Raw genomic sequence first — 18,544 nt, 5'->3', positions numbered from 1 at the left:
GCCCTGCTAATTTTGCTGGGGGGCCTGTGGATGCTCTTGAGCGGCGTGGGCGACATGGACCGCTGAGGCTGGTCGCCACAGCGTTTTGGTGTAGGTGACCAGCTTACCGGCTGCGTAGAGCACCGTAATCGTAAACATGCCTGCCGCCACTCCGCCCTGGTAGCGCTGGGCTATCCACAGCAGGGCGAGGGTGAGGGCGATCGCATCTAAGCTCAGCACGGCGAGGCGCGATCGCCAGCCCGCCGCCTGAATCGGCTGGGGGCCAGCGGGGTCCAGGCGCAGGGTAGCCGCCAGGTTAAAGCCAATCACGCTCAGCAGAATGGTGGCCATGCCCCAGCCCAGATACCCCGCCGCCGCCGCATAAAACCCCACCAGCTGGCCCGCAACAGTCCAAATCACCACTCGCCTAAACGGTTTGAGGCGCGGATCGCCCAGCCGCAGACCCACCACCTCGATATTCCGCAGGTCGACTCGGGCCATGTAGGCCTGCTCAAAGATCGCCAGCAGCAGCGCCAGGGCCAGCAGGCGATGGGGCCAGGGGTAAGGCTGCACCGCCTGATACAGCAGACCGATCGCCGCAGGCATAAACAGCGCCGCCGCCAGTTTAGGAGAAAACGTCATGGCACATGCACCACCAGCCGGAGTCTTAGACTCAAACGGGTTAAGCATACCGCCAGATCGAGCCTTTGTGCTCAGCCCCTGGGCCTATTCCCTGAGCGGCCTACCTGCCAAAGATTTAGGCTCGTACCCAATTCAATAGGCGTCAAGGCTGAATCGCCCTGGCCAGAGCCACACAGTCCCCAAACCCAGCGTCGGTCTTCACCCCCTGCCAGTCCATAGAGGGCACCGCTGCCCGGTAACCCTGGGCCTGCAAGCTCGCCATCAGCCGCTCCCGATTGGGAATATCCATCTGCCCCCGCCGCCCAATTTCGCCCAGGGAGTAGTAGTAGGGGGGCAGGGTGTTTTCCTCGGCCATAATCGCCAGAAGCCTGGCCTGCCCAGGCCAGTGCCAGCGGGCCGCCAGCTCCTGCATGGCGGCCAGGGTTGGCCCATCGTGCAGGGCACCCAGCCACATGGGGCCGCTGGCGACAGGCCCATCGTCGCTGCCGCAGGGGCAGGGGAGTCGCCCCAAATGCCGCCAATCCACCGTCTGAAAGTGGCCGCAGCGGTGGCAGTAGCCCAAAAACCCGTAGGTCCGATCGCTCAGCGTCGGCTTGCTGACCAGCTGCACCATCACCCGATGCACCTGGCCCGTAAACAGCGAGAACACAGGCTTTACGCCCAGTCCCCGCGCCGCAGCGGTTTGGGCGGCGTGGCCAAGCATCAGCCGCAGCCCCTGCTCATGGACGGCGGGGTGCGATCGCGCCCAGGCCCCGTAGGTTTTCAAACTCCGCCCTGGGTCGTGGCCGCTGGTGGCGCGTCCGTCGGTGCTGGTCAGGTACAGCAGGCCGCCCAGGCGCGTCGCCCACAGCCCGGTGCTGGTGTAGGGGGTAGGGCCGCCAAAGTTGTCGATATCCACCAGGTCGTAGAAGTCGCGCTGCTGGTAGCAGTCAAAGAACACCTGGTTGGCATCCCGGTGGGTGATCTGGCGGGTGCTGGCGGGCAGAACCGCCAGATTTTGCCTTAGAAGGCCAGCTAGGTCTGGATTGCCCTCATTGGCCCAGATCCAGTCGGCCCCGGCCTCTAGCCCGTAGCGCAGGGGCCGCACGCCACAGCCGGTCATGGCATCGAGCACCCGCAGATGGCCGTGGCGCTGACGGTAGACGGCGGCGGCCAGCACCGCCAGGTCGCGGGCGATCGCGCTCTGGGGCCGGTAGAAGGCATCGCCCACCGCAAAGGTAGCCTTACCTTCCTGGACTAAACCGCCGGGTGACCCAGCGGTCACCCGGCGGCCTCAATAGCTTTGGCGATCGCCCCCTCCAGGGCTGGCTTATCTAGCTCGGTGAGCACAAAGACTTCCTGCACCGTCTTGCCCTTGCGGGCAAGCAGCTTAAAGCCGCCGCGAATGGGCACCGATACCTTGACCCGAAACTCGGGGGAGTGGGCTCTGACATTTGCAATCACCCCAGGGGTCACGGTGCCAATGCTGGGCTGCTCTAAGAGGCGTTCGAGGATGGGAATTAGCCCAGGCAAATGGGTGGAATGGTTCCAGACTAGGCGACCGTCCGAAGCTTGTGTCATAGGGGGATTTAAGAAAGATTTAATACGAGATTACTTGATTATGCTTTCTCAAGGGGCGCCATCGTTAAACCGGCGCGGGTAAGTTGCGTGTGGTACAGCTCGGCCTGCTCCAGCGGACCAACCCAGACAATCGCCTGACCATCGTGGTGCACCTGGTTGGTCAGTTCCCAGGCGCGATCGCTGCCCATGCCCGGAATGTACTTCATCAGGCATTCCGCCACATGCTCAAAGGTGTTGACATCGTCGTTGAGCACGATGATCTTGTAGTTGGGATACGGCTTGCGGGTCGTTTGGCGGGTTTTTTCAGGGGCAATGGCAGGGGCTGAGGAAACCGCTGAGGGCAAAACCGAAGTCATGGGGGCTGATCCTGAAGGTGATATCGGGCAAGTACTCGCTAAATCAGGGCTTGACCCCTACCAGTGTATCGAATTCCAGGGGGCTTCCCCAGCCGATTCTAAGCTTCCGGTGGCTGGCTCCCGGCCCGGGCTACAGCGTCAGCACCCGCTCTAGCTTGGCAATGGTTAGGGGCAGATCGATACAGGCATCGGCCAGGGCCAGCGCGCCTGCCGCTGGGTCGGCAGCGGCATTTTCGGTGCGCAGAATAGCTATCTTGATGGGCTGCCGCTGGGCCGATTTGAGCTGCTGCAAATGCTCGCCCAGGGCGGGGTTGCAGGCCTCGCGATCGCCCACAATCAGCAGCTGGGGCGCGTTTGCCGTCAGGTACTGTTGCACCTCTGCCCAACTGCGGCAGCCGTTGACCTGCCAGCCCCGCTCCCGCACGTAGGCCACCAGCGCCCGGTGGTGGTCGAGGTCGGTGTCGATCATCACCAGGCGCTGCTCCTCGGCTTGCAGGGGGGAGCCGACCAGTGGATCTGCCGCCGCCGCATTCCCCCCCGGCCCCTGCACCGGCAGCCGCAGAAAGAACCGGCTGCCCTGCCCCACCACCGAGTCCACCCGCAGGTGCCCCCCGTGGAGCTGCGCCAGCTGGCGGGTCAGAGCCAGCCCCAGGCCGGTGCCCTCGTACTGACGGTTGAGGCCGCGATCGAGCTGGGTAAAGGGCTGAAAAATCTGCTCTAGCTGATCTGCCGGTATGCCAATGCCCGTGTCTTCAACGCGAAACTCGATCTGGGCATCGCGGCGCTGCACCGCCAGCATGACCTGCCCGCGGGCGGTAAATTTGACCGCGTTCGACAGCAGATTCAGCAGCATTTGGCGCAGGCGACGCTCATCGGCCAAACAGCTGAGGGCGCTGCCGTCTTCCCGGTAGGTCAGCGTCAGCCCTTTTTCAATGGCACGGGGCCGGATCATGGCCAGGCACGACTGACACAGCTCGGGCAGAGACACCTCCGCCAGCCCCAGATGCTCCTGGCCCGCCTCCACCTTCGACAGATCGAGAATGTCGCTGATGATCGCCAGCAGATGCTCGCCGCTGCCGTGGATGTAGTTCAGGTACTCCGCCTGTTTTTCATTGAGAGGGCCGACCACCTGGCGCGACAGCAGCGCCGACAGCCCCAGAACAGCGTTGAGTGGGGTGCGCAGCTCGTGGCTGATCATGGCCAGGAAGCGGCTTTTGGCCTGGCTGGAGGCCTCAGCCGCCCGGCGCTGGGCCTCCAAAATTTGGGTGCGCTGGGCCTGCCGGGTTCCGTCCAGCAGGCTCCGCTCGCGGCGGGCCTCGCGCTCGGCTAACACCTGCTGGAGCTGCCTAAAGGCGGCCTCGTCTCGACAAAAGGGCCGGAGATCGTCCAGATCGTTAGCAGTCATGGTAAGGCGAGCAATCGGGCTGATGGGGAATCTGGGGGCCGACCTCGGGTCGGGTTCACCTTCATTAAACCCTAAGCCCCTGGGGCCGCCCCATTCTGAAACTATTGTTTAGGGCTGACTGCGTTGGGCCTGCGTTCCGGAGCGGGCGGCGAAGTGCTGAAATCCCTGGCTAAAGCTGAGCAGGGTGGAGGCCGCCAATTCTTCAGAGCGCAGCTCGACCGCGCTGGACGCAGTGGTTTGGCCGACGATCGCCCACCCCTGTCCCTGGAGCCTTTCGGCCTGGGCCCAGGGCAGGCACAGCACCAGCTCAAAGTCTTCGCCGCCGTAAAGGCACCAGTCGATCGCCTGCGGCCTGCCCACCCAATCCGCCAGGGCCGGATCGATGGGCAGCGCGGCCTCGGTTAAGATCGCCCCCACCCCGCTGGCCTGGCACAGGTGCAGCACCGCGTTGGCCAGGCCGTCGCTGGAGTCCATGGCGGCAATCGCCCCCGCCTCTGCCGCCGCTCCCAGCTCCTGCCAGAGGGCCGCGATCGCATCGAGGCGGGGTCGGGGGCGCTGGTGGGCAGCCACCCACCGATCGCGATCGGCGGGGGCTATGTGAAGGCCGCGATCGGGGTGCAGCAGCAGCTCCAGCCCCGCCCGCGACAGGCCGTGGTAGCCCGTCACCACAATTGCCTGACCAGGCTGGGCGCGATGGCGATACAGGGCGCGCTGGGGCAGGACGCTGCCCAGGGCGGTAATGGCCACGCTGCGGGTATCGGCCCGGCAGAGGTCGCCCCCCAGCACCACGCCGCCCCAGCGGCTGAGGCAGGCGGCCATGCCCTGGTACAGCCCTTCCACCCAGGCCAGGGAGGTGTGCCCTGGCAGGCTCAGGCCCACGGTAATACCTGTGGGGGTGGCCCCCATGGCGGCCAGGTCAGAGAGGTTGGCGGCCACCGCTCGCCAGCCCGCGTCAGCGGGGTCGGTGGTGCGATCGCTAAAGTGCACCCCATCCACCAGCACATCGGTGGTCACCACCAGGCGCTGGCCGGGGGGCAGATTGACCACGGCGCCGTCGTCGCCCACCACGTCCCCAGGGCAAAACCGGAACAGCCGCTCTAGCAGCCCCAGCTCCCCCAGTTCGGCGATGGTTTGTGGGTTGCTCACGGCCGCTCCAGGCAAAGGGATGACGACGGGCTCAGGAGGGCTGCACCAGATTTTCGGCCCCGGCAATCACCCGAATCGACTCGATGCGATCGCCCTGGGTGAGCTGATCTAGCACCTCTTTGTTCTCAACTACATAGCCAAACACCGCGTAGCGTCCGTCCAGCAGATTTAGCCCCGCCGGGGTCATTTCCGGCTCAAACAAAAAGAAGAAAAACTGCGACGAGCCGCCGTTGGGATCGGTGTTGGGGCGGGCCATCCCCAGGGTGCCAAAGGCCGAAAAAGGCAGCACCGGGGCATCTAAAAAGCGGCCGATCGACTCTAGGGTATTGCCGTAGACCGGAGCGTCATCGCCCTCTACCAAAACCTCCAGGGGAATGGCGCGGTAGGCCTTGGTTTTGGGGTCAATGAAGCCGTCGGCGGGGCCAGCGGGGTCGCCGGTTTGCAGCACGTAGTTGTCCTCGGCCCGGTTAAACTCCATGTTGTCGTAAAAGCCCCGCTGCACCAGGTCGATAAAGTTGCCGCCGGTCACCGGAGCGCTGTAGCCGTCGATCACCGCCCGCATGGTGCCCTTGCTCGTCTTTACCTCCACAGTGGCGCGGCCTTTGAGCTGGGGCAGTGCGTCGTACTCCGCCGGCACTTCGTAGGGAAAGCCCTGCACCATCAGCTCTTCGATCCGGCTGACATCCTCCAGCAGGGCCTCTCGCTTGAGGTAGACAATCTCGCGATCGCGCAGGTCAATCGCCTCGCGCAGGGGCAGCAGCTGGGACTCCATGTCGTCGAGGTAGGAAATCGCCGCCGCCCGCTTGCCGTCCGGCACGGCGGCCAGCATGGTCTCCCGGCTCCGCATCAAAATGCGCTCCACCTTGGTCAAATCTTTGCCGATGGGGCCCCAGCGCTTGCTGCGTAGCCAGTCCGACATGCCCTCTAGGGTCGACTGAATCGTACGAATATCGGCGTTGTCGATGGGCAGCGAGTAGCGCAGCAGGGCGCGACCATCGGTAATGGCATTGCCGGGGGGCAGGTAGGCCACGAGAGGCTCCATCGGTAGAGCTGAGGCCGAGGCCGCAGGGCCAAACCATAGGCTGACCACCACCATCAACCCCCACCCCAGCTTCACCAGAGTGCTCCAGCCCAAACCCAGCCGTCTATTCATTACCCGCATTTCCTTGGCCATAACTCCATTTTCCGCCCCTGGCGGCTCTTGTTCTGCAGCGCACTGCGCCCTTCAATCTTGTCATACTCTGGAACCTCCCTGGCCAGTTCCGCCTCGACTCAGGCGGTTAACTTATTGCGATAACAATCGCGGTTCAGGGCGCCCAGCCTAAGCCATAGTTAAGGGCGTGGCTAAAGGTTCAGTTAGGGGCAAATTCTGTGGGAAATGGCCGCAGGGGGGTAAAATGAGATGCCAAACTTAGACTGTCCACCGTAGCCAGCGCCATGATTTCTAGCAACGACTTTCGCACCGGCACCTCTATCGAGCTAGACGGCTCCGTCTGGCGCGTGGTCGAATTTCTCCACGTTAAACCGGGCAAAGGTTCCGCCTTTGTGCGCACCAAACTCAAGAATGTCAAAACTGGCAACACCGTTGAAAAAACCTTTCGGGCTGGGGAAACCGTTCCCCAGGCGGTAATCGAAAAGAAAGACATGCAGCACACCTATCGCGACGGTGAAGACCTGGTCTTTATGGATATGGAAACCTACGAGGAAGTTCGCCTCACCAGCGATGAAATTGGTCCCCAGGTCAAGTATCTAAAGGAAGAGATGGCCGTCAGCGTCGTGAGCTGGAACGGTCAAATTTTGGAGGTTGAACTGCCCAACTCCATCGTTTTAGAAGTCACTCAAACCGACCCCGGCGTCAAGGGCGACACCGCCACGGGCGGCACCAAGCCCGCTATCCTCGAAACCGGCGCCCAGGTTATGGTGCCGCTATTTATCTCCATTGGCGAAAAAATCAAAGTGGATACCCGCACCGATACCTACCTGGGCCGCGAGTAGGCCTGGCCTGCGCTGCTTAGCACCCAGCGGTAAGCCCAGCTGGTTGGACCGCTGCCCCCCAAATCAAATCCTATACAGACCGTATGAGACCTACGCCGTGGAACTAAGCGTCACCGAGCTGAGAGAGTTAGTCGCTGCCCTGAGCCAGAGCGATATCGTCGAGCTGACCCTAAAGAGCTCAGACTTTGAGCTGACCCTGCGTAAACCAGGCGCCGTGGTGGCGGCAGCGCCTGGACCAGCGCAGGAGGTGGTCGTCAGCGCCCCGCCCGCCGCCGTGGAGCCGGCCCCGCCGACCGCCCCCGCCGTCCCACCGGTAGCGCCGCCGGGCAAGGGCAGCGATGTCATCTCGATCACGTCTCCCATGGTGGGCACCTTCTACCGCTCCCCGGCCCCCGAAGAGCCTCCCTTTGTGGGGGTGGGCGATCGCATTAGCGCCGGACAGACGGTGTGCATTATCGAAGCGATGAAGCTGATGAACGAGCTGGAGGCCGAGGTCAGCGGCGAGATTGTGGAGATTTTAGTCGAAAACTCCCAGCCCGTGGAGTTCGGCCAAACTCTGATGCTGGTGCGCCCCGTCTGACCCTTGCCCCCGGTGTGTCCATGTCCGTTGATCAGCGCATAATCGTGCCCCTCGACGTGCCCTCCGCCTCGGCGGCTTTGGCCTTAGTCGAGGCGCTGCCCCAGGTGAGCTTCTGGAAGATGGGGCTGGAGCTGTTTGTCAGCGCCGGGCCAGCTCTGATTGAAGCGCTCAGGGCGCGCCAAAAACGGGTGTTTCTCGACCTCAAGTTTCACGATATTCCCAACACCATGGCGGGGGCTTGCGCTGCCGCTGGGCGCTACGGCATCGACCTGATGACCGTTCACACGGCGGCGGGCAAAGAGGCCATGGCGGCGGCCCAGGCCGCTGCGATCGCCGGAGCGGCGGCAGCGGGCGTCGATCCTCCCACGGTCCTGGGGGTGACGCTGTTGACCAGCATTGCCTCCAACGTGCTGGCTGAGGAGCTGAAAATTCCCCTCGGCTCGACCAACTACGTTCTGCAAATGGCCCGACTGGCCCAGGATAGCGGCCTCAGCGGCGCGGTCTGCTCGCCCCAGGAGGCTGGCCAGCTGCGGCGCTTTTTGCCCGCCGACTTTGTGCTGGTGTGTCCGGGGGTGCGCCCCGCCTGGACCAGCAGCCAGGACCAGCGCCGCACCCTCACCCCGCTCCAGGCGCTCCAGGCCGGAGCCACCTATCTGGTCATTGGTCGCCCCATTACTGCCGCTGCCAACCCCGCCGCCGCCTTTGAGCGCATCTGCGAAGAATGTTCCGCCGCGATCGCCCCCTAGTGCACCGATTTCTGCTGATTCTAGGGCTGGGAGCAGCGGCTCTCATGCCCTTTGAGGGCGGCCTTGCGGCCCAGGAAAGCTCGGCTGCTCCGGCTTCCTCCTACCTGCGGCCTCCGGCGCTTTGCCCCAGCGATCTCACTCAGCTGACCGCGCGGCTTTTAGCTGATCTGCCCAGCTACGCCAACCGGGTCGCCAGCCGCAGTCAATCGGTGGAGCAGCTCAGCACGCTGCCTCCCAACACCGTGATTGTGGCGGGCCAGCCCGACTTTACCCCCCTTGACCTGGCCCCTGCCCCCTCCCCGGCGGAGCCAGGCGATCGGGCGCCGCTTCGGCAGATATTTTTTACTACCCTGGAGCGCCAGTACTGGCACAACCAGATCGTTTCACTGCAAAATTTCCACTGGCTGTTTCTGGTGCAGAGCGATGACGGCTGGCATATGGCCCTGCTGTACTCCAGCCTGGGGCAATACCCCATGGACCATCGAGCCCCCACGCCCCCCCAGGAAAGCAGCAACGGCATTGTGGGTCAGGCAGTCAGGCTCTGGCTGCGCGACTGCCGAGCCGGGGCAATATTCCCGGCAGATGCGGAGGAATACGCCGTGCCGCCCGATTCAGAATCACCTTCAGAATCAACCCAGCCGTAGAGGGTGTCGCGCTGCCGGGCAGGGCGATCGAGGCTGGCGATCGCCCCCCGCAATTCTGCCACGGTCATGCAGGTGCCCCCCTGGGCTCCGGCCATGGTGGTAATGTGCTCTTCCATCAGCGTGCCGCCGATGTCGTTGCAGCCCCAGGTCAGGGCCTCGGTGGCCCCGGCCAGGCCCAGCTTCACCCAGCTGGGCTGGTGGTTGACAATCCAGTTGCCCAGGTAAATGCGGGCCACCGCCATCAATACGAGGGCATCGGCCAGCACCGGCTGGTCGCGCCCCACCCGGCGGCGCAGGGGCCTGGGGGCCTCCTGCCCCACGAAGGGCAGCACAATAAATTCGGTAATCGCCGCCGATCGCCCCCGTTCCATAGACTGGCGCTGCAGCTGGCGCAGCTTTTCCAGGTGGAGGATTTGCTGAGCCGGGGTTTCGATGTGGCCCGACAGCAGGGTGCTGGTGGTGGGCAGGCCAATCTCGTGGGCCAGGCCGATGATCTCCAGCCAGGTAGCCGCGCTAATTTTCTCGGGACACAGCACCCGGCGCACGCTGTCGTCCAGCACCTCCGCCGCCGTCCCTGGCAGCGAGCCAACTCCCCCATCCTTCAGGGCAATTAGCACGTCGCGGTAGTTCAGATTGTCCTGGCGGGCGATAAACTCCACCTCCTGGGGCGAAAAGGCGTGGAGATGCAGGGTCGGGTAAGCATCTTTGACCGTCGCTACCAGCTTCAGGTAATACCGTAGGGAGCTGCCGTCCAGCTTGGCCTCGGGGTTCAACCCTCCCTGCATGCAGATCTCGGTAGCGCCCACCGCAACCGCCTCAGCGGTTTTTTCGAGGATGGGGGCAAAGTCAAGCCAGTAGGCGCCTTCAGTCTGGGCATCGCGGCGAAAGGCGCAAAAATTACAGTGCTGCTCGCAGATGTTGGTGAAGTTGATGTTGCGGTTGACCACGTAGGTCACGGTCTCCCCCACCTGACGCTGGCGCAGCTGGTCGGCGGTGCGGCGAATGGCCAACCGCACCTCCGGGTCGCGCTGCTGCAAGAGCACCACCCCGTCAGCCGCAGAAATATCCGCCCCCGCCAGAGCTTCAGCAAGAATTGATTCGATATCCATAAAATTGGGGTGGGCCACCGCCCATAACGCCACCTCTCCATTGTGACGCCTCTCTACCATGACCGCTCAGCCAGCAATAATTAAGCCCCAGCTGTATGGCTGAGGCTATGGCTAGTCAGTAAAGCCCAAAGCTGGGGATCAATACATGCCTGGATCTATCTTCAGCCCCCGGCTACGGCGGGCACAATGCTGACCTCATCGCCATCGCTGAGGGCTGTCTCCTTGCCGTCGAGGAAACGAATATCTTCGCTGTTGACGTAGAAGTTGACGAAGCGGCGCAGTTCGCCGGCATCGTCGCAGAGGCGGGCTTTGATGCCGGGGCAGCTGGCTTCTAGATCGTTCAGCAGTTCTACAATGGTGCCGCCGCTACAGTCGAGGGCCGCCTGGTTGTTGGTGAACTTTTGCAGGGGGGTCGGAATCAGTACTTTTACAGCCATGGTGGTGTCTACGGTTGAGAGTTAAATCTAAAGGCCTAGGCGCAGTCAAAGCGCAGTCAAAAAATCATCCCGCAGCGATCGCCGGGAAACCCTGCGGGCCGAGCGAGTAAAGCCCGGCACGGTTGAGCCTGGGCGGCCCTATACGGGCACCTGCTGCCACTCCAGGCGATCGAGGGTGCGAGAGCGCTCCAGCGCCCGCTCAAAGCTGTCGAGCTTGGGCTCAATGGTGAAGGGTTCACCGATATAGCCCTGGACCGCCTCCTGGGTTTTGAGCCCGTTGCCGGTGATGTAGACCACCGTAGACTCATCGGGGTCAATCTTACCGGCTTCCACTAGCTTCTTGAGCACAGCAATGGTGGTGCCCCCAGCGGTTTCGGTGAAAATGCCCTCGGTTTCGGCCAGCAGCTTCATACCTTCTATGACTTCCGCATCGGTCACCGACTCAATATTGCCGCTGGTCTTGCGGGCAATGTCGAGGGCGTAGATACCGTCGGCGGGGTTGCCAATGGCGATGGATTTGGCGATCGTGTTGGGCTTCACCGGCGTGACAAAATCCCGACCTTCCCTGAAGGCTTGGGCGATGGGGGAGCAGCCCTCGGCCTGGGCACCGCTGAAGCGCACCGGCTTGTCGTCCACCAGACCCACCTTGACGAACTCCTGGAAGCCCTTATAAATCTTGGTGAACAGCGAGCCGGAGGCCAGGGGAGCCACGATGTGGTCAGGCAGTCGCCAGCCCAGCTGCTCAGCCACCTCGTAGCCCAGGGTCTTGGAGCCTTCGGAGTAGTAGGGGCGCAGGTTGATATTGACGAAGCCCCAGCCGTGGGTATTGGCCACTTCGGAACAGAGGCGGTTGACCTGGTCGTAGTTGCCCTGCACCGCCATCACGGTGGGGTTGTAGATCAAGGTGCCCAGCACCTTACCGGCCTCCAGGTCAGAGGGAATAAAGACGCAGCAGTCTAGCCCGGCATGGGCCGCGATCGCCGCCGTAGAGTTGGCCAAATTGCCCGTGCTGGCGCAGGACACGGTGGTAAACCCCAGCTCCTGCGCCCGCGTCAGGGCCACCGACACCACCCTGTCCTTAAAGCTAAGGGTGGGCATGTTGACCGCGTCGTTCTTTATATAGAGTTCCTTCAGCCCCAGCTGCCGGGCCAGGCGCTTAGAGCGCACCAGGGGAGTCATGCCGGTGCCCACATCGATGGGGGTGTCGGTGCTGACGGGTAAAAAGTCTTTGTAGCGCCAAATCGACAGCGGCCCAGCCTGAATCGTGCTGCGTGTTACGCGCTGGCGAATGGCGTCGTAGTCGTAGGCCACCTCAAGCGGCCCAAAGCAGACGTCCTCACACACGTGCTTGGCCCCTAGATCGTAGGTTTCGCCGCACTCGCGACACTTGAGAGCCGAAAAGGTGGGTGTGGTGGCGGTAGAGCGTTCGATGGACTGCGTCATGGCGGTTTCTCTGGGGTTTCTTTGGGCAAGCGGCTAGCGCATTAATCAATTGATCAAAAAGTAGCACCGTTGACAATACCCGGTCAAACATACCCGATTCTTTTAGTCGGGTATAGCGCAGGCCTTGATTTCCCAGGGCTACCCCTGGATCGCCTCGGCCCGTGGCCCTCCTTCGGCTGACCCAAAGCAAAAATGGGCTGAATTGTTTAGGGGGCTTGTCGGTTAATGCCCTGGCTTGAGGCCCTGGCTTGAGGCCCTGGCTTGAGGCCCTGAGCCGCCGATTGCAGCCCTGGGGAGGGGAGTTGCTGCGATCGCTCAGGGAATACAAGGCATTTGTCTGGTCAACTGCCCCTTGATAGAGACAGGGCTAACCTCCAGCGGGCAGAAAATCTGTGGCTGGAGGCGACTAAGTAGCGTGCTATACAAACGCCCCCAGTGCAGTTGAGGTTAAGTGATTTAAAGTCATGGAACGTTTGCATTACCCTATGCGCCATCTCGCTAAAACTGCTCTATGCTTGGTCCCCAAGGTGGTCTGTGCTGGGGGCCTAGCCGTGATTTGGCGGCATAGAGCAGCACGTTCGGTGCAGACGCTTTCTGTGATGCTCTTAGCAGAACATTTATGGTAGTGACCCAAGATAAGCCGCTTGCCAATGTCTTCCGCCAGCTGTCGGGGGGAGCATTCCCTCCGGTAGTCGAGTCCTACGACCGGGGCAAGACTATATTCTTTCCTGGAGATCCCGCCGAGCGGGTCTACTTTCTGCTGAAAGGGGCCGTCAAGCTGTCGCGGGTGTACGAGGCTGGGGAAGAGATTACCGTCGCCCTACTGCGAGAGAATAGCGTGTTTGGGGTGCTATCGCTGATCACGGGCAACCGCTCCGATCGCTTCTATCACTCTGTGGCGTTTACGCCGGTCGAGCTGCTGTCGGTGCCCATCGAGCAGGTCGAGCAATCTCTAGAAGAAAATCCTGAGCTGGCGCTGCTGATGCTGCGGGGCCTGTCATCGCGCATTTTGCAGACCGAGATGATGATTGAGACCCTGGCCCACCGCGACATGGGATCGCGGCTGGTCAGCTTTTTGCTAATTCTCTGCCGCGACTTTGGCGTGCCCAGCCAGGATGGGATCACCATCGACCTCAAGCTGTCTCACCAGGCGATCGCTGAGGCCATCGGGTCGACTCGGGTGACGGTGACCCGCCTGCTTGGCGATCTGCGCCAGGAGGGCATGATCTCCATCTATAAAAAGAAGATCACGGTTCACGACCCGGTCAACCTGAGCCAGCAGTTTACCTAGCTTGGCCTTGAGCGCGTTGCGTAGGCAGGGGGCGCAGGCCTTTGCCCACGAGAGAAGCGCCCTAGCGTAGGCATGCGCACCTGGCCCGTCGACCCGGTCGGCTCTGATGGGTTCTGTAGCCGCAAAGCCTGGGCTAGGGGTTGAGCTGGGGAACGCCACCCAGCTGGTCTGGTCTACTGGAGCGGAACTGGGGTTGGCGGCTTGCTGCTGGCTCGTTTTGAGCGTACAGGAGCCTGACCCATGCAGTAGAGTAAATGCAAACTCCCCTGTGGCTGGTGCATGGTTTCTGGGTACGTACTGATTTTGGCGGTCTTGATGTTGGGGGGAGTGATTGCTACCCTGGGCGATCGCATTGGCATGCGGGTCGGGAAAGCTCGCTTGAGTCTGTTTAACCTGCGCCCCCGGCAAACCGCAACGGTGGTGAGCATTGCCACCGGGAGCATCATTTCGGCCTCAACGCTGGCGCTGCTGTTTGGGGTCAGCAGTCAGCTGCGCACCGGAGTGTTTGAACTGGGCCGAATTCAGGACAATTTGGCCAGTGCCGAAGCCGATCTGGCCAAGGCCAAAGCGACCCAGGAGAACGTTGAAACGGACCTGAAATCGGCCACCGCCGAGCGCCAGCGGGCTTTGGGGCGACTCCAGGAGGTGAATAAGTCGCTCAGTCAGGCCGTGGCGCAGCAGGAGGCGACCCAGGGAAAGCTCAGCCAAACCCAGGGGCAGCTCGACAAGGTGTCCCAGCAAGCTGAAACCCTGCGCCAGTCGACGGCCACGCTGCGGGTTGAGCGCGATCGCCTGCTTCAGCAGCAGGCCACCATTGGCAGCCAGATTGCCCAACGCGATCGCGCCATTGCCGAGTTAGACCAAAAGATTGCCCAACGCGATCGAGAAATTGCCCAGCGCGAGCAGCTGTTGACTAATCTGGAGGCCGAACAGGACTTTTTAGAGCAGCAGGTAACCGCCCTACAAACCCAGTACCAGGGGCTTTTTCGCGGCAACATTGCCCTCAACCGCAACCAGGAGATTCTGGTGGGGCAGGGGCGGGCCGAAAACCGCGCCCAGGCCGAAGACTTTGTGACCAAATTTTTGCAGGAGGCCAATCGGCTGGTGTCCCGCGCCATTGCGCCCGGCGCCTCGATCGACCAACAAATTTTGCTGATTGGCAACCGCGAAGTGGAGGATCTGATTGACCGCCTCGCCACCGGCGAAGACTACGTGGTGCGCCTGCTTTCGGCGGCCAACTACGTCACTGGCGAACCCTGCGTCCTCCAGCGGGGCGAACCCTGTATTCAGGTGTTTATCGACGCTACCCCCAACCAGCAAATCTATGCCAAGGGCGAGCGGCTGGCTACGGTGACCCTCGATCCCCCGCCCTTTGGCGATCGCCAGCTGGTCGAGCGCCTCAATCTGCTGCTGGCGGCGGCTCAGTTTCGCGCCCGCCAGGACGGCGTTGTGAGCGACACGCTACAGGTGGCCGACAACCGCCCGGAAACCATTTTGAACTTCCTCGACCAGGTGCAGCAGTCAAATCAGGCGGTGGATTTTCAGGCTATTGCGGCAACCGATATCTTCACGGCGGGGCCGATTCAGATTGATCTGGTCGCTGTCCATGACGGGCGCGTTTTGTTTCAAACCGGTGGGGCGAACAATTCTCTCGGCAACGACGGCGATCGCCGCAGCATTGACCTTCGCTGAAGCTTAAGGATCCAAAGAAAATTATCTTTGGCGGCGAATATTTAATAATGTCTAAAAAAATTTGCAGATAGTTACCATCTGGCCCCACTTCGATACTGTGGGGATCACCTGTGTTTAGAATTAGCCTATCTGTCGGCTACTAACAGATTGCTTTTAACTCTGGCCTGTCCCAAGGGGGGCAAACTTTAATATATCTGGAGCGATCCCATGAAATTTGAGGATATTTATCAGTTCTTCGAGGATCCACCGCCAATCTACCTCAACAAAGAGCTTGCCGTCTGTTATGTGTTGTCGGTGTTGCTCCAGCAAGATTCCTACGGTACCGAGTTAATTCAGCGATTGACTCACCAGTACCCCCACTATCGCCTGTCGGACACGGTGCTCTATGGTGCCCTTAAATTTTTAGAAGATGAAAATGCCATAGATGGCTACTGGAAGAAGGTAGAAGGTCGGGGCCGCCCCCGCCGCATGTATCGCCTTAACCCTGACTGGCGGCTACAGGCCGAGGAGCTGGCTGAATTTTGGAAAACCTACATGGGCGATCCGGTGCGTCCTACCACCGCCCAAAGCCCTGCCTACTCCGCCCCGCGAGGATGACCCATAGCGCTGAATTTGAGGGGCTAGGCCTACCTGAATGATCCATCATTTCGTACCCTAGAGAGGTACCCCCAATGGCCACCCCGTGACCGACACCATAACCTACTCAACCCTATTTCTAACCCTGCTAATGGTGGTGGGGTTAGTCTTTTTTATTCGCGCATCGACCAAAGACCGCATCGAAACCCTAACGCTGGCCCGCCCGGTGGCGCCGCTGGCCCTGCTGCAAACCCTAACCACCCATTTTGAAAACCGGGCCTATGCGGTGACGGCGGCCGAAGCCGAAACGCAGCGGGTTGTGCTGCGGGGTCGCGTGCGGCCCAGCCTTCTGTTGGCGATTTTTTTAACCCTGCTGGCCGCTATTGGTGGGCTGTGTTTTGCGCTAGTTTTGGCCAACCTATGGCCCGCCTACGGAGCTAAGTTCTTGATTTTGGTCGGAGTTGCCCCGGCGGCGGGCTGGTTCTACTGGCGAGGGGCGGCCCGCGACGAAGACATCATCCTGCAGGTTCGCCCAGAGGAATCTTCAGCCGATCCGCTCAGCCCATCGGCCAGCATTGCCGTCACGGCCCATCGCGATGAACTGCTGGCCCTGGAGCAGGATCTACGGCGTCAAACCTGAAAAAAGCCTAAAAAAAAGCTAGCCAATTGGCTAGCTTTTCGTTACTAGGACTGCTTTAGTACGAAGATTTCAGTACAAAGACAGTGACTCCGTTCGCTCCGCTAGCAAGCCTTGGCTCGCTAGCGGTTTATCGAGCTCAGTGGGTCAGCGTTTCTAGAACTGAAGCGTTCTCGTCTTCGTCTTCGCCAAGCAGTACCCGTAAACTGGGGAAGAGAAAGTGATTCTCCTCGACGTACTGGGCCCCAAACAAACCCTTTTCGGCCCAAAAGTATCGGTCGGTGGTATGCTCGTTCCGTTTAACCAGCAGTAGGGCTGGGGGGGCGATGCCCTCGGAATGGATAAAATTCCGGGCTGCGGTTACGGGTTTTTCGTTGCCGCTCTCAATACTATACTGAGGAACAGCCTCTAAGATGCGACGGCCTTCTAAGCGACGACGACTCTTACGCTTGCGTCTCCTTGCCAAGTTGCCTACCTCCCTCTCAGTGAATATTTGGATGTAGTTTCGGTTACAAAATTTGTTAACCAGGCCAAGTATATAGGCTCAAAATAAGAATTTCAACTTCTCTTAAAAATTGGCCATGAGGTGCCAAAAACCAGGGCTTGTATAGGTTACACGGGTGTCTGGCAAAACTGGGACTGAACAGAATTGTTAAAAAATTGACAAAACTTTAATTTTTCTTCCGCCACACTCTTAAATTGCTTTGCCATGATTGGCTCCCCCAGCTCCGAATTTATTGCCCTGTGTCAATCTCAGGTTCTCCTGCTGACCCAGGCTTTGGGGGCTATCTCCACCGTGGTCTATCTGGCCGAAACTACGGCAGACTCCATGAACCCAACGCTGGTGCCTTTGGTGGCCTATCCAGAGACCGCCGACCTGTGGAGTGACCTGCGCAAAGGGCTGACGGCGGTAGTCGAAATGGAAGACGGGGGTCGAGATAGCAGGCAAAAGCCACCCTATGCAGCGGCTCAGCTGGAGGATTGGCCCCTTCGCTCTGGGAACCTAGAGCCAGAGCTGCCAGCCTATTTCACCCTTGGCGATGACCCGCAAGGTGCTCCCCTGTCGGGACGATCGCAGCCGATGTCGGCCCCGCGGCCGACGGATATGACGCCCGCTGCGATCGCCCAGGAGCTGGAAACCGAAACGGCGGCCTACCCGCTGGTGCTGCCCCTGGCCCACGAGGGGATTGTGCTGGGCATGATGGTGAGCACCCGCGAGGCCCGACCCTGGACGGCGGACGACTATCAGCAGGCCGAGCAGGTGGCCAGCACCCTGGCGATCGCCTGCGTGATGGATCAGCGCAGCCAGTGGCTCCAGCGCCAGCTCAACCAGCGCCAGCTCAATCAGTCGGACCAGTCCGAAACGTTCCACGACCTGCTGCACCAGTTTCGCAATCCGCTGACGGCGCTGCAAACCTTTGGCAAGCTGATGGTCAAGCGCCTGCCGCCGGAAGATACCAACCGCCCCATTGCTGAGGGCATTGTGCGCGAAAGTCGGCGGCTGCAAGATTTGGCCCAGAACTTTGACGACGCAGTGGCTACCGCCGATGAAATCCTGGCCCAGCCCACTGTTCCTTCGGTGGGGGGACTGCTGCTGCCTGGGATAGGGGCCGATGCGGCGGCGGTGTCTGATGGCTCAGATTCTGCGAATTACCGAGCAGGGGCTGCGGGCAAGCTGGCGATCGCCCCTGCCCAGGGCCATGGTCTAGGGCGATCGCTAACGGTAAAACCCGGTGCGATCGCCGCGGTGGCCATACCGCTGGTGCAGTCTACGCTGCCCCTGGCCCAGGAGCGGGGCCTGTATCTGGTCCACCATATTCCCGACTCCCTGCCCGATGTCTGGCTGGACTCGGCTGCCCTGGGTGAAGTCCTTCACAACCTGATCGACAACGCGCTGAAATACGCTTCTCCCGGAGCGCTGGTTTGGGTGACCGCCGGGCTAGAGCAGCAGTTAAATGGGCGGGTTTTCCAGGGCATTGCCGTGGGAGATACTGGCTGGGGCATTCCCCTGGGCGATCAGCCCCAGCTGTTCAACCGCTATTTTCGCGGCGTACAGGCCGAGGGCGATATTCCCGGCACCGGGCTGGGCCTGGCCATTGTCCACGGCTTAGTGCAGGGCATGGGGGGACATATTGACCTGATTAGCCCGGTGCAGGGGACTCCGTGGCTGCCGCCCGAGGCGGCGGCCTATGCTGCCCATCCTGGAACACTGTTTGTGGTGTGGCTGCGAGTTTCCTCTAACGAAGATCTGCCAGCACTCGACGCTAGCGCAACGACCTACGACTAGAGCCGCTAGACTTGAACCA

The 18,544-nt window shown here is 61.3% G+C and carries 20 protein-coding genes; 9 read left to right on the top strand and 11 right to left on the bottom strand.

Features of this window, described 5'->3' with window-relative positions:
• Window positions 1-6 precede the first annotated feature (6 nt).
• From LEPTO7104_RS36650 to LEPTO7104_RS0103750, 7 genes are all read right to left on the bottom strand, one after another.
• Window positions 7-621 (bottom strand): hypothetical protein, encoded by a 615-nt coding sequence (locus LEPTO7104_RS36650; protein ID WP_017297214.1) that lies wholly within the window; start codon window positions 619-621, stop codon window positions 7-9.
• Between the two features lie 142 nt (window positions 622-763).
• The gene (locus tag LEPTO7104_RS0103775) at window positions 764-1,885 is read right to left on the bottom strand and encodes a hypothetical protein (protein ID WP_017297213.1); all 1,122 of its coding nucleotides are present in this window, start codon (window positions 1,883-1,885) and stop codon (window positions 764-766) included.
• Window positions 1,882-2,181, bottom strand: a complete 300-nt coding sequence (locus LEPTO7104_RS0103770; protein WP_026072345.1) for a DUF2103 domain-containing protein — start codon at window positions 2,179-2,181, stop codon at window positions 1,882-1,884. The genes LEPTO7104_RS0103775 and LEPTO7104_RS0103770 overlap by 4 nt, the downstream gene beginning before the upstream one ends.
• 38 nt (window positions 2,182-2,219) lie before the next feature.
• The gene (gene clpS, locus LEPTO7104_RS0103765) at window positions 2,220-2,537 is read right to left on the bottom strand and encodes an ATP-dependent Clp protease adapter ClpS (RefSeq protein ID WP_017297211.1); all 318 of its coding nucleotides are present in this window, start codon (window positions 2,535-2,537) and stop codon (window positions 2,220-2,222) included.
• A 130-nt stretch (window positions 2,538-2,667) separates the two neighbouring features.
• Window positions 2,668-3,942, bottom strand: a complete 1,275-nt coding sequence (locus tag LEPTO7104_RS36645; RefSeq protein WP_017297210.1) for a sensor histidine kinase — start codon at window positions 3,940-3,942, stop codon at window positions 2,668-2,670.
• Window positions 3,943-4,050: 108 nt separating this feature from the next.
• On the bottom strand, window positions 4,051-5,088 hold the full coding sequence (thiL, locus tag LEPTO7104_RS0103755) for a thiamine-phosphate kinase (RefSeq protein ID WP_017297209.1): 1,038 nt from the start codon (window positions 5,086-5,088) through the stop codon (window positions 4,051-4,053).
• A gap of 31 nt (window positions 5,089-5,119) precedes the next feature.
• Complete coding sequence (locus LEPTO7104_RS0103750) at window positions 5,120-6,241, bottom strand: peptidylprolyl isomerase (protein WP_040695988.1); 1,122 nt, start codon at window positions 6,239-6,241, stop codon at window positions 5,120-5,122.
• Window positions 6,242-6,525: 284 nt separating this feature from the next.
• On the opposite strand from LEPTO7104_RS0103750, the gene efp reads away from it, so the two are divergent.
• From efp to LEPTO7104_RS39280, 4 genes are all read left to right on the top strand, one after another.
• Window positions 6,526-7,083: an elongation factor P gene (gene efp, locus LEPTO7104_RS0103745; protein ID WP_017297207.1), complete on the top strand. Its 558-nt coding sequence runs from the start codon at window positions 6,526-6,528 to the stop codon at window positions 7,081-7,083.
• 97 nt (window positions 7,084-7,180) lie between these two features.
• Complete coding sequence (gene accB, locus LEPTO7104_RS0103740; RefSeq protein WP_017297206.1) at window positions 7,181-7,663, top strand: acetyl-CoA carboxylase biotin carboxyl carrier protein; 483 nt, start codon at window positions 7,181-7,183, stop codon at window positions 7,661-7,663.
• A gap of 20 nt (window positions 7,664-7,683) precedes the next feature.
• Entirely contained in the window at window positions 7,684-8,409 is a 726-nt protein-coding gene (gene pyrF, locus LEPTO7104_RS0103735; protein ID WP_017297205.1) for an orotidine-5'-phosphate decarboxylase, read from the top strand.
• Window positions 8,385-9,053, top strand: a complete 669-nt coding sequence (locus LEPTO7104_RS39280) for a hypothetical protein (protein WP_196358085.1) — start codon at window positions 8,385-8,387, stop codon at window positions 9,051-9,053. The genes pyrF and LEPTO7104_RS39280 overlap by 25 nt, the downstream gene beginning before the upstream one ends.
• Here LEPTO7104_RS39280 and cofH read toward each other — a convergent pair.
• The 3 genes from cofH to thrC all read right to left on the bottom strand — a co-directional run bounded on the left by cofH (window position 8,936) and on the right by thrC (window position 12,042).
• Window positions 8,936-10,162: a 7,8-didemethyl-8-hydroxy-5-deazariboflavin synthase subunit CofH gene (gene cofH / locus LEPTO7104_RS0103725; RefSeq protein ID WP_155523848.1), complete on the bottom strand. Its 1,227-nt coding sequence runs from the start codon at window positions 10,160-10,162 to the stop codon at window positions 8,936-8,938. The genes LEPTO7104_RS39280 and cofH overlap by 118 nt on opposite strands.
• Before the next feature lie 161 nt (window positions 10,163-10,323).
• Window positions 10,324-10,599, bottom strand: a complete 276-nt coding sequence (locus LEPTO7104_RS0103720) for a MoaD/ThiS family protein (RefSeq protein ID WP_017297202.1) — start codon at window positions 10,597-10,599, stop codon at window positions 10,324-10,326.
• 138 nt (window positions 10,600-10,737) lie between these two features.
• The gene (thrC, locus tag LEPTO7104_RS0103715) at window positions 10,738-12,042 is read right to left on the bottom strand and encodes a threonine synthase (protein WP_017297201.1); all 1,305 of its coding nucleotides are present in this window, start codon (window positions 12,040-12,042) and stop codon (window positions 10,738-10,740) included.
• Between the two features lie 619 nt (window positions 12,043-12,661).
• On the opposite strand from thrC, the gene ntcA reads away from it, so the two are divergent.
• The 4 genes from ntcA (at window position 12,662) to LEPTO7104_RS0103695 (ending at window position 16,241) form a co-directional block, all read left to right on the top strand.
• Window positions 12,662-13,333, top strand: a complete 672-nt coding sequence (ntcA, locus tag LEPTO7104_RS0103710; RefSeq protein ID WP_017297200.1) for a global nitrogen regulator NtcA — start codon at window positions 12,662-12,664, stop codon at window positions 13,331-13,333.
• A 279-nt stretch (window positions 13,334-13,612) separates the two neighbouring features.
• Complete coding sequence (locus LEPTO7104_RS0103705) at window positions 13,613-15,025, top strand: DUF3084 domain-containing protein (RefSeq protein ID WP_071527177.1); 1,413 nt, start codon at window positions 13,613-13,615, stop codon at window positions 15,023-15,025.
• Window positions 15,026-15,232: 207 nt separating this feature from the next.
• Window positions 15,233-15,622 carry a PadR family transcriptional regulator gene (locus tag LEPTO7104_RS0103700; protein WP_017297198.1) on the top strand — a complete coding sequence of 130 codons (390 nt, stop codon included), beginning with the start codon at window positions 15,233-15,235 and terminating at the stop codon, window positions 15,620-15,622.
• A gap of 85 nt (window positions 15,623-15,707) precedes the next feature.
• The gene (locus LEPTO7104_RS0103695) at window positions 15,708-16,241 is read left to right on the top strand and encodes a cofactor assembly of complex C subunit B (protein WP_017297197.1); all 534 of its coding nucleotides are present in this window, start codon (window positions 15,708-15,710) and stop codon (window positions 16,239-16,241) included.
• 136 nt (window positions 16,242-16,377) lie between these two features.
• Here LEPTO7104_RS0103695 and LEPTO7104_RS32605 read toward each other — a convergent pair whose 3' ends face one another.
• On the bottom strand, window positions 16,378-16,704 hold the full coding sequence (locus LEPTO7104_RS32605; RefSeq protein WP_017297196.1) for a DUF3155 domain-containing protein: 327 nt from the start codon (window positions 16,702-16,704) through the stop codon (window positions 16,378-16,380).
• A 243-nt stretch (window positions 16,705-16,947) separates the two neighbouring features.
• Between LEPTO7104_RS32605 and LEPTO7104_RS0103685 the strand changes: the two genes are divergently transcribed.
• The gene (locus LEPTO7104_RS0103685; RefSeq protein WP_017297195.1) at window positions 16,948-18,525 is read left to right on the top strand and encodes a sensor histidine kinase; all 1,578 of its coding nucleotides are present in this window, start codon (window positions 16,948-16,950) and stop codon (window positions 18,523-18,525) included.
• Window positions 18,526-18,544 lie beyond the last annotated feature (19 nt).

The sequence above is a fragment of the Nodosilinea nodulosa PCC 7104 genome (genome assembly GCF_000309385.1).
In the GTDB taxonomy this organism is placed as follows: domain Bacteria; phylum Cyanobacteriota; class Cyanobacteriia; order Phormidesmidales; family Phormidesmidaceae; genus Nodosilinea; species Nodosilinea nodulosa.
This window is presented reverse-complemented; position numbering and strand designations above follow the sequence as displayed.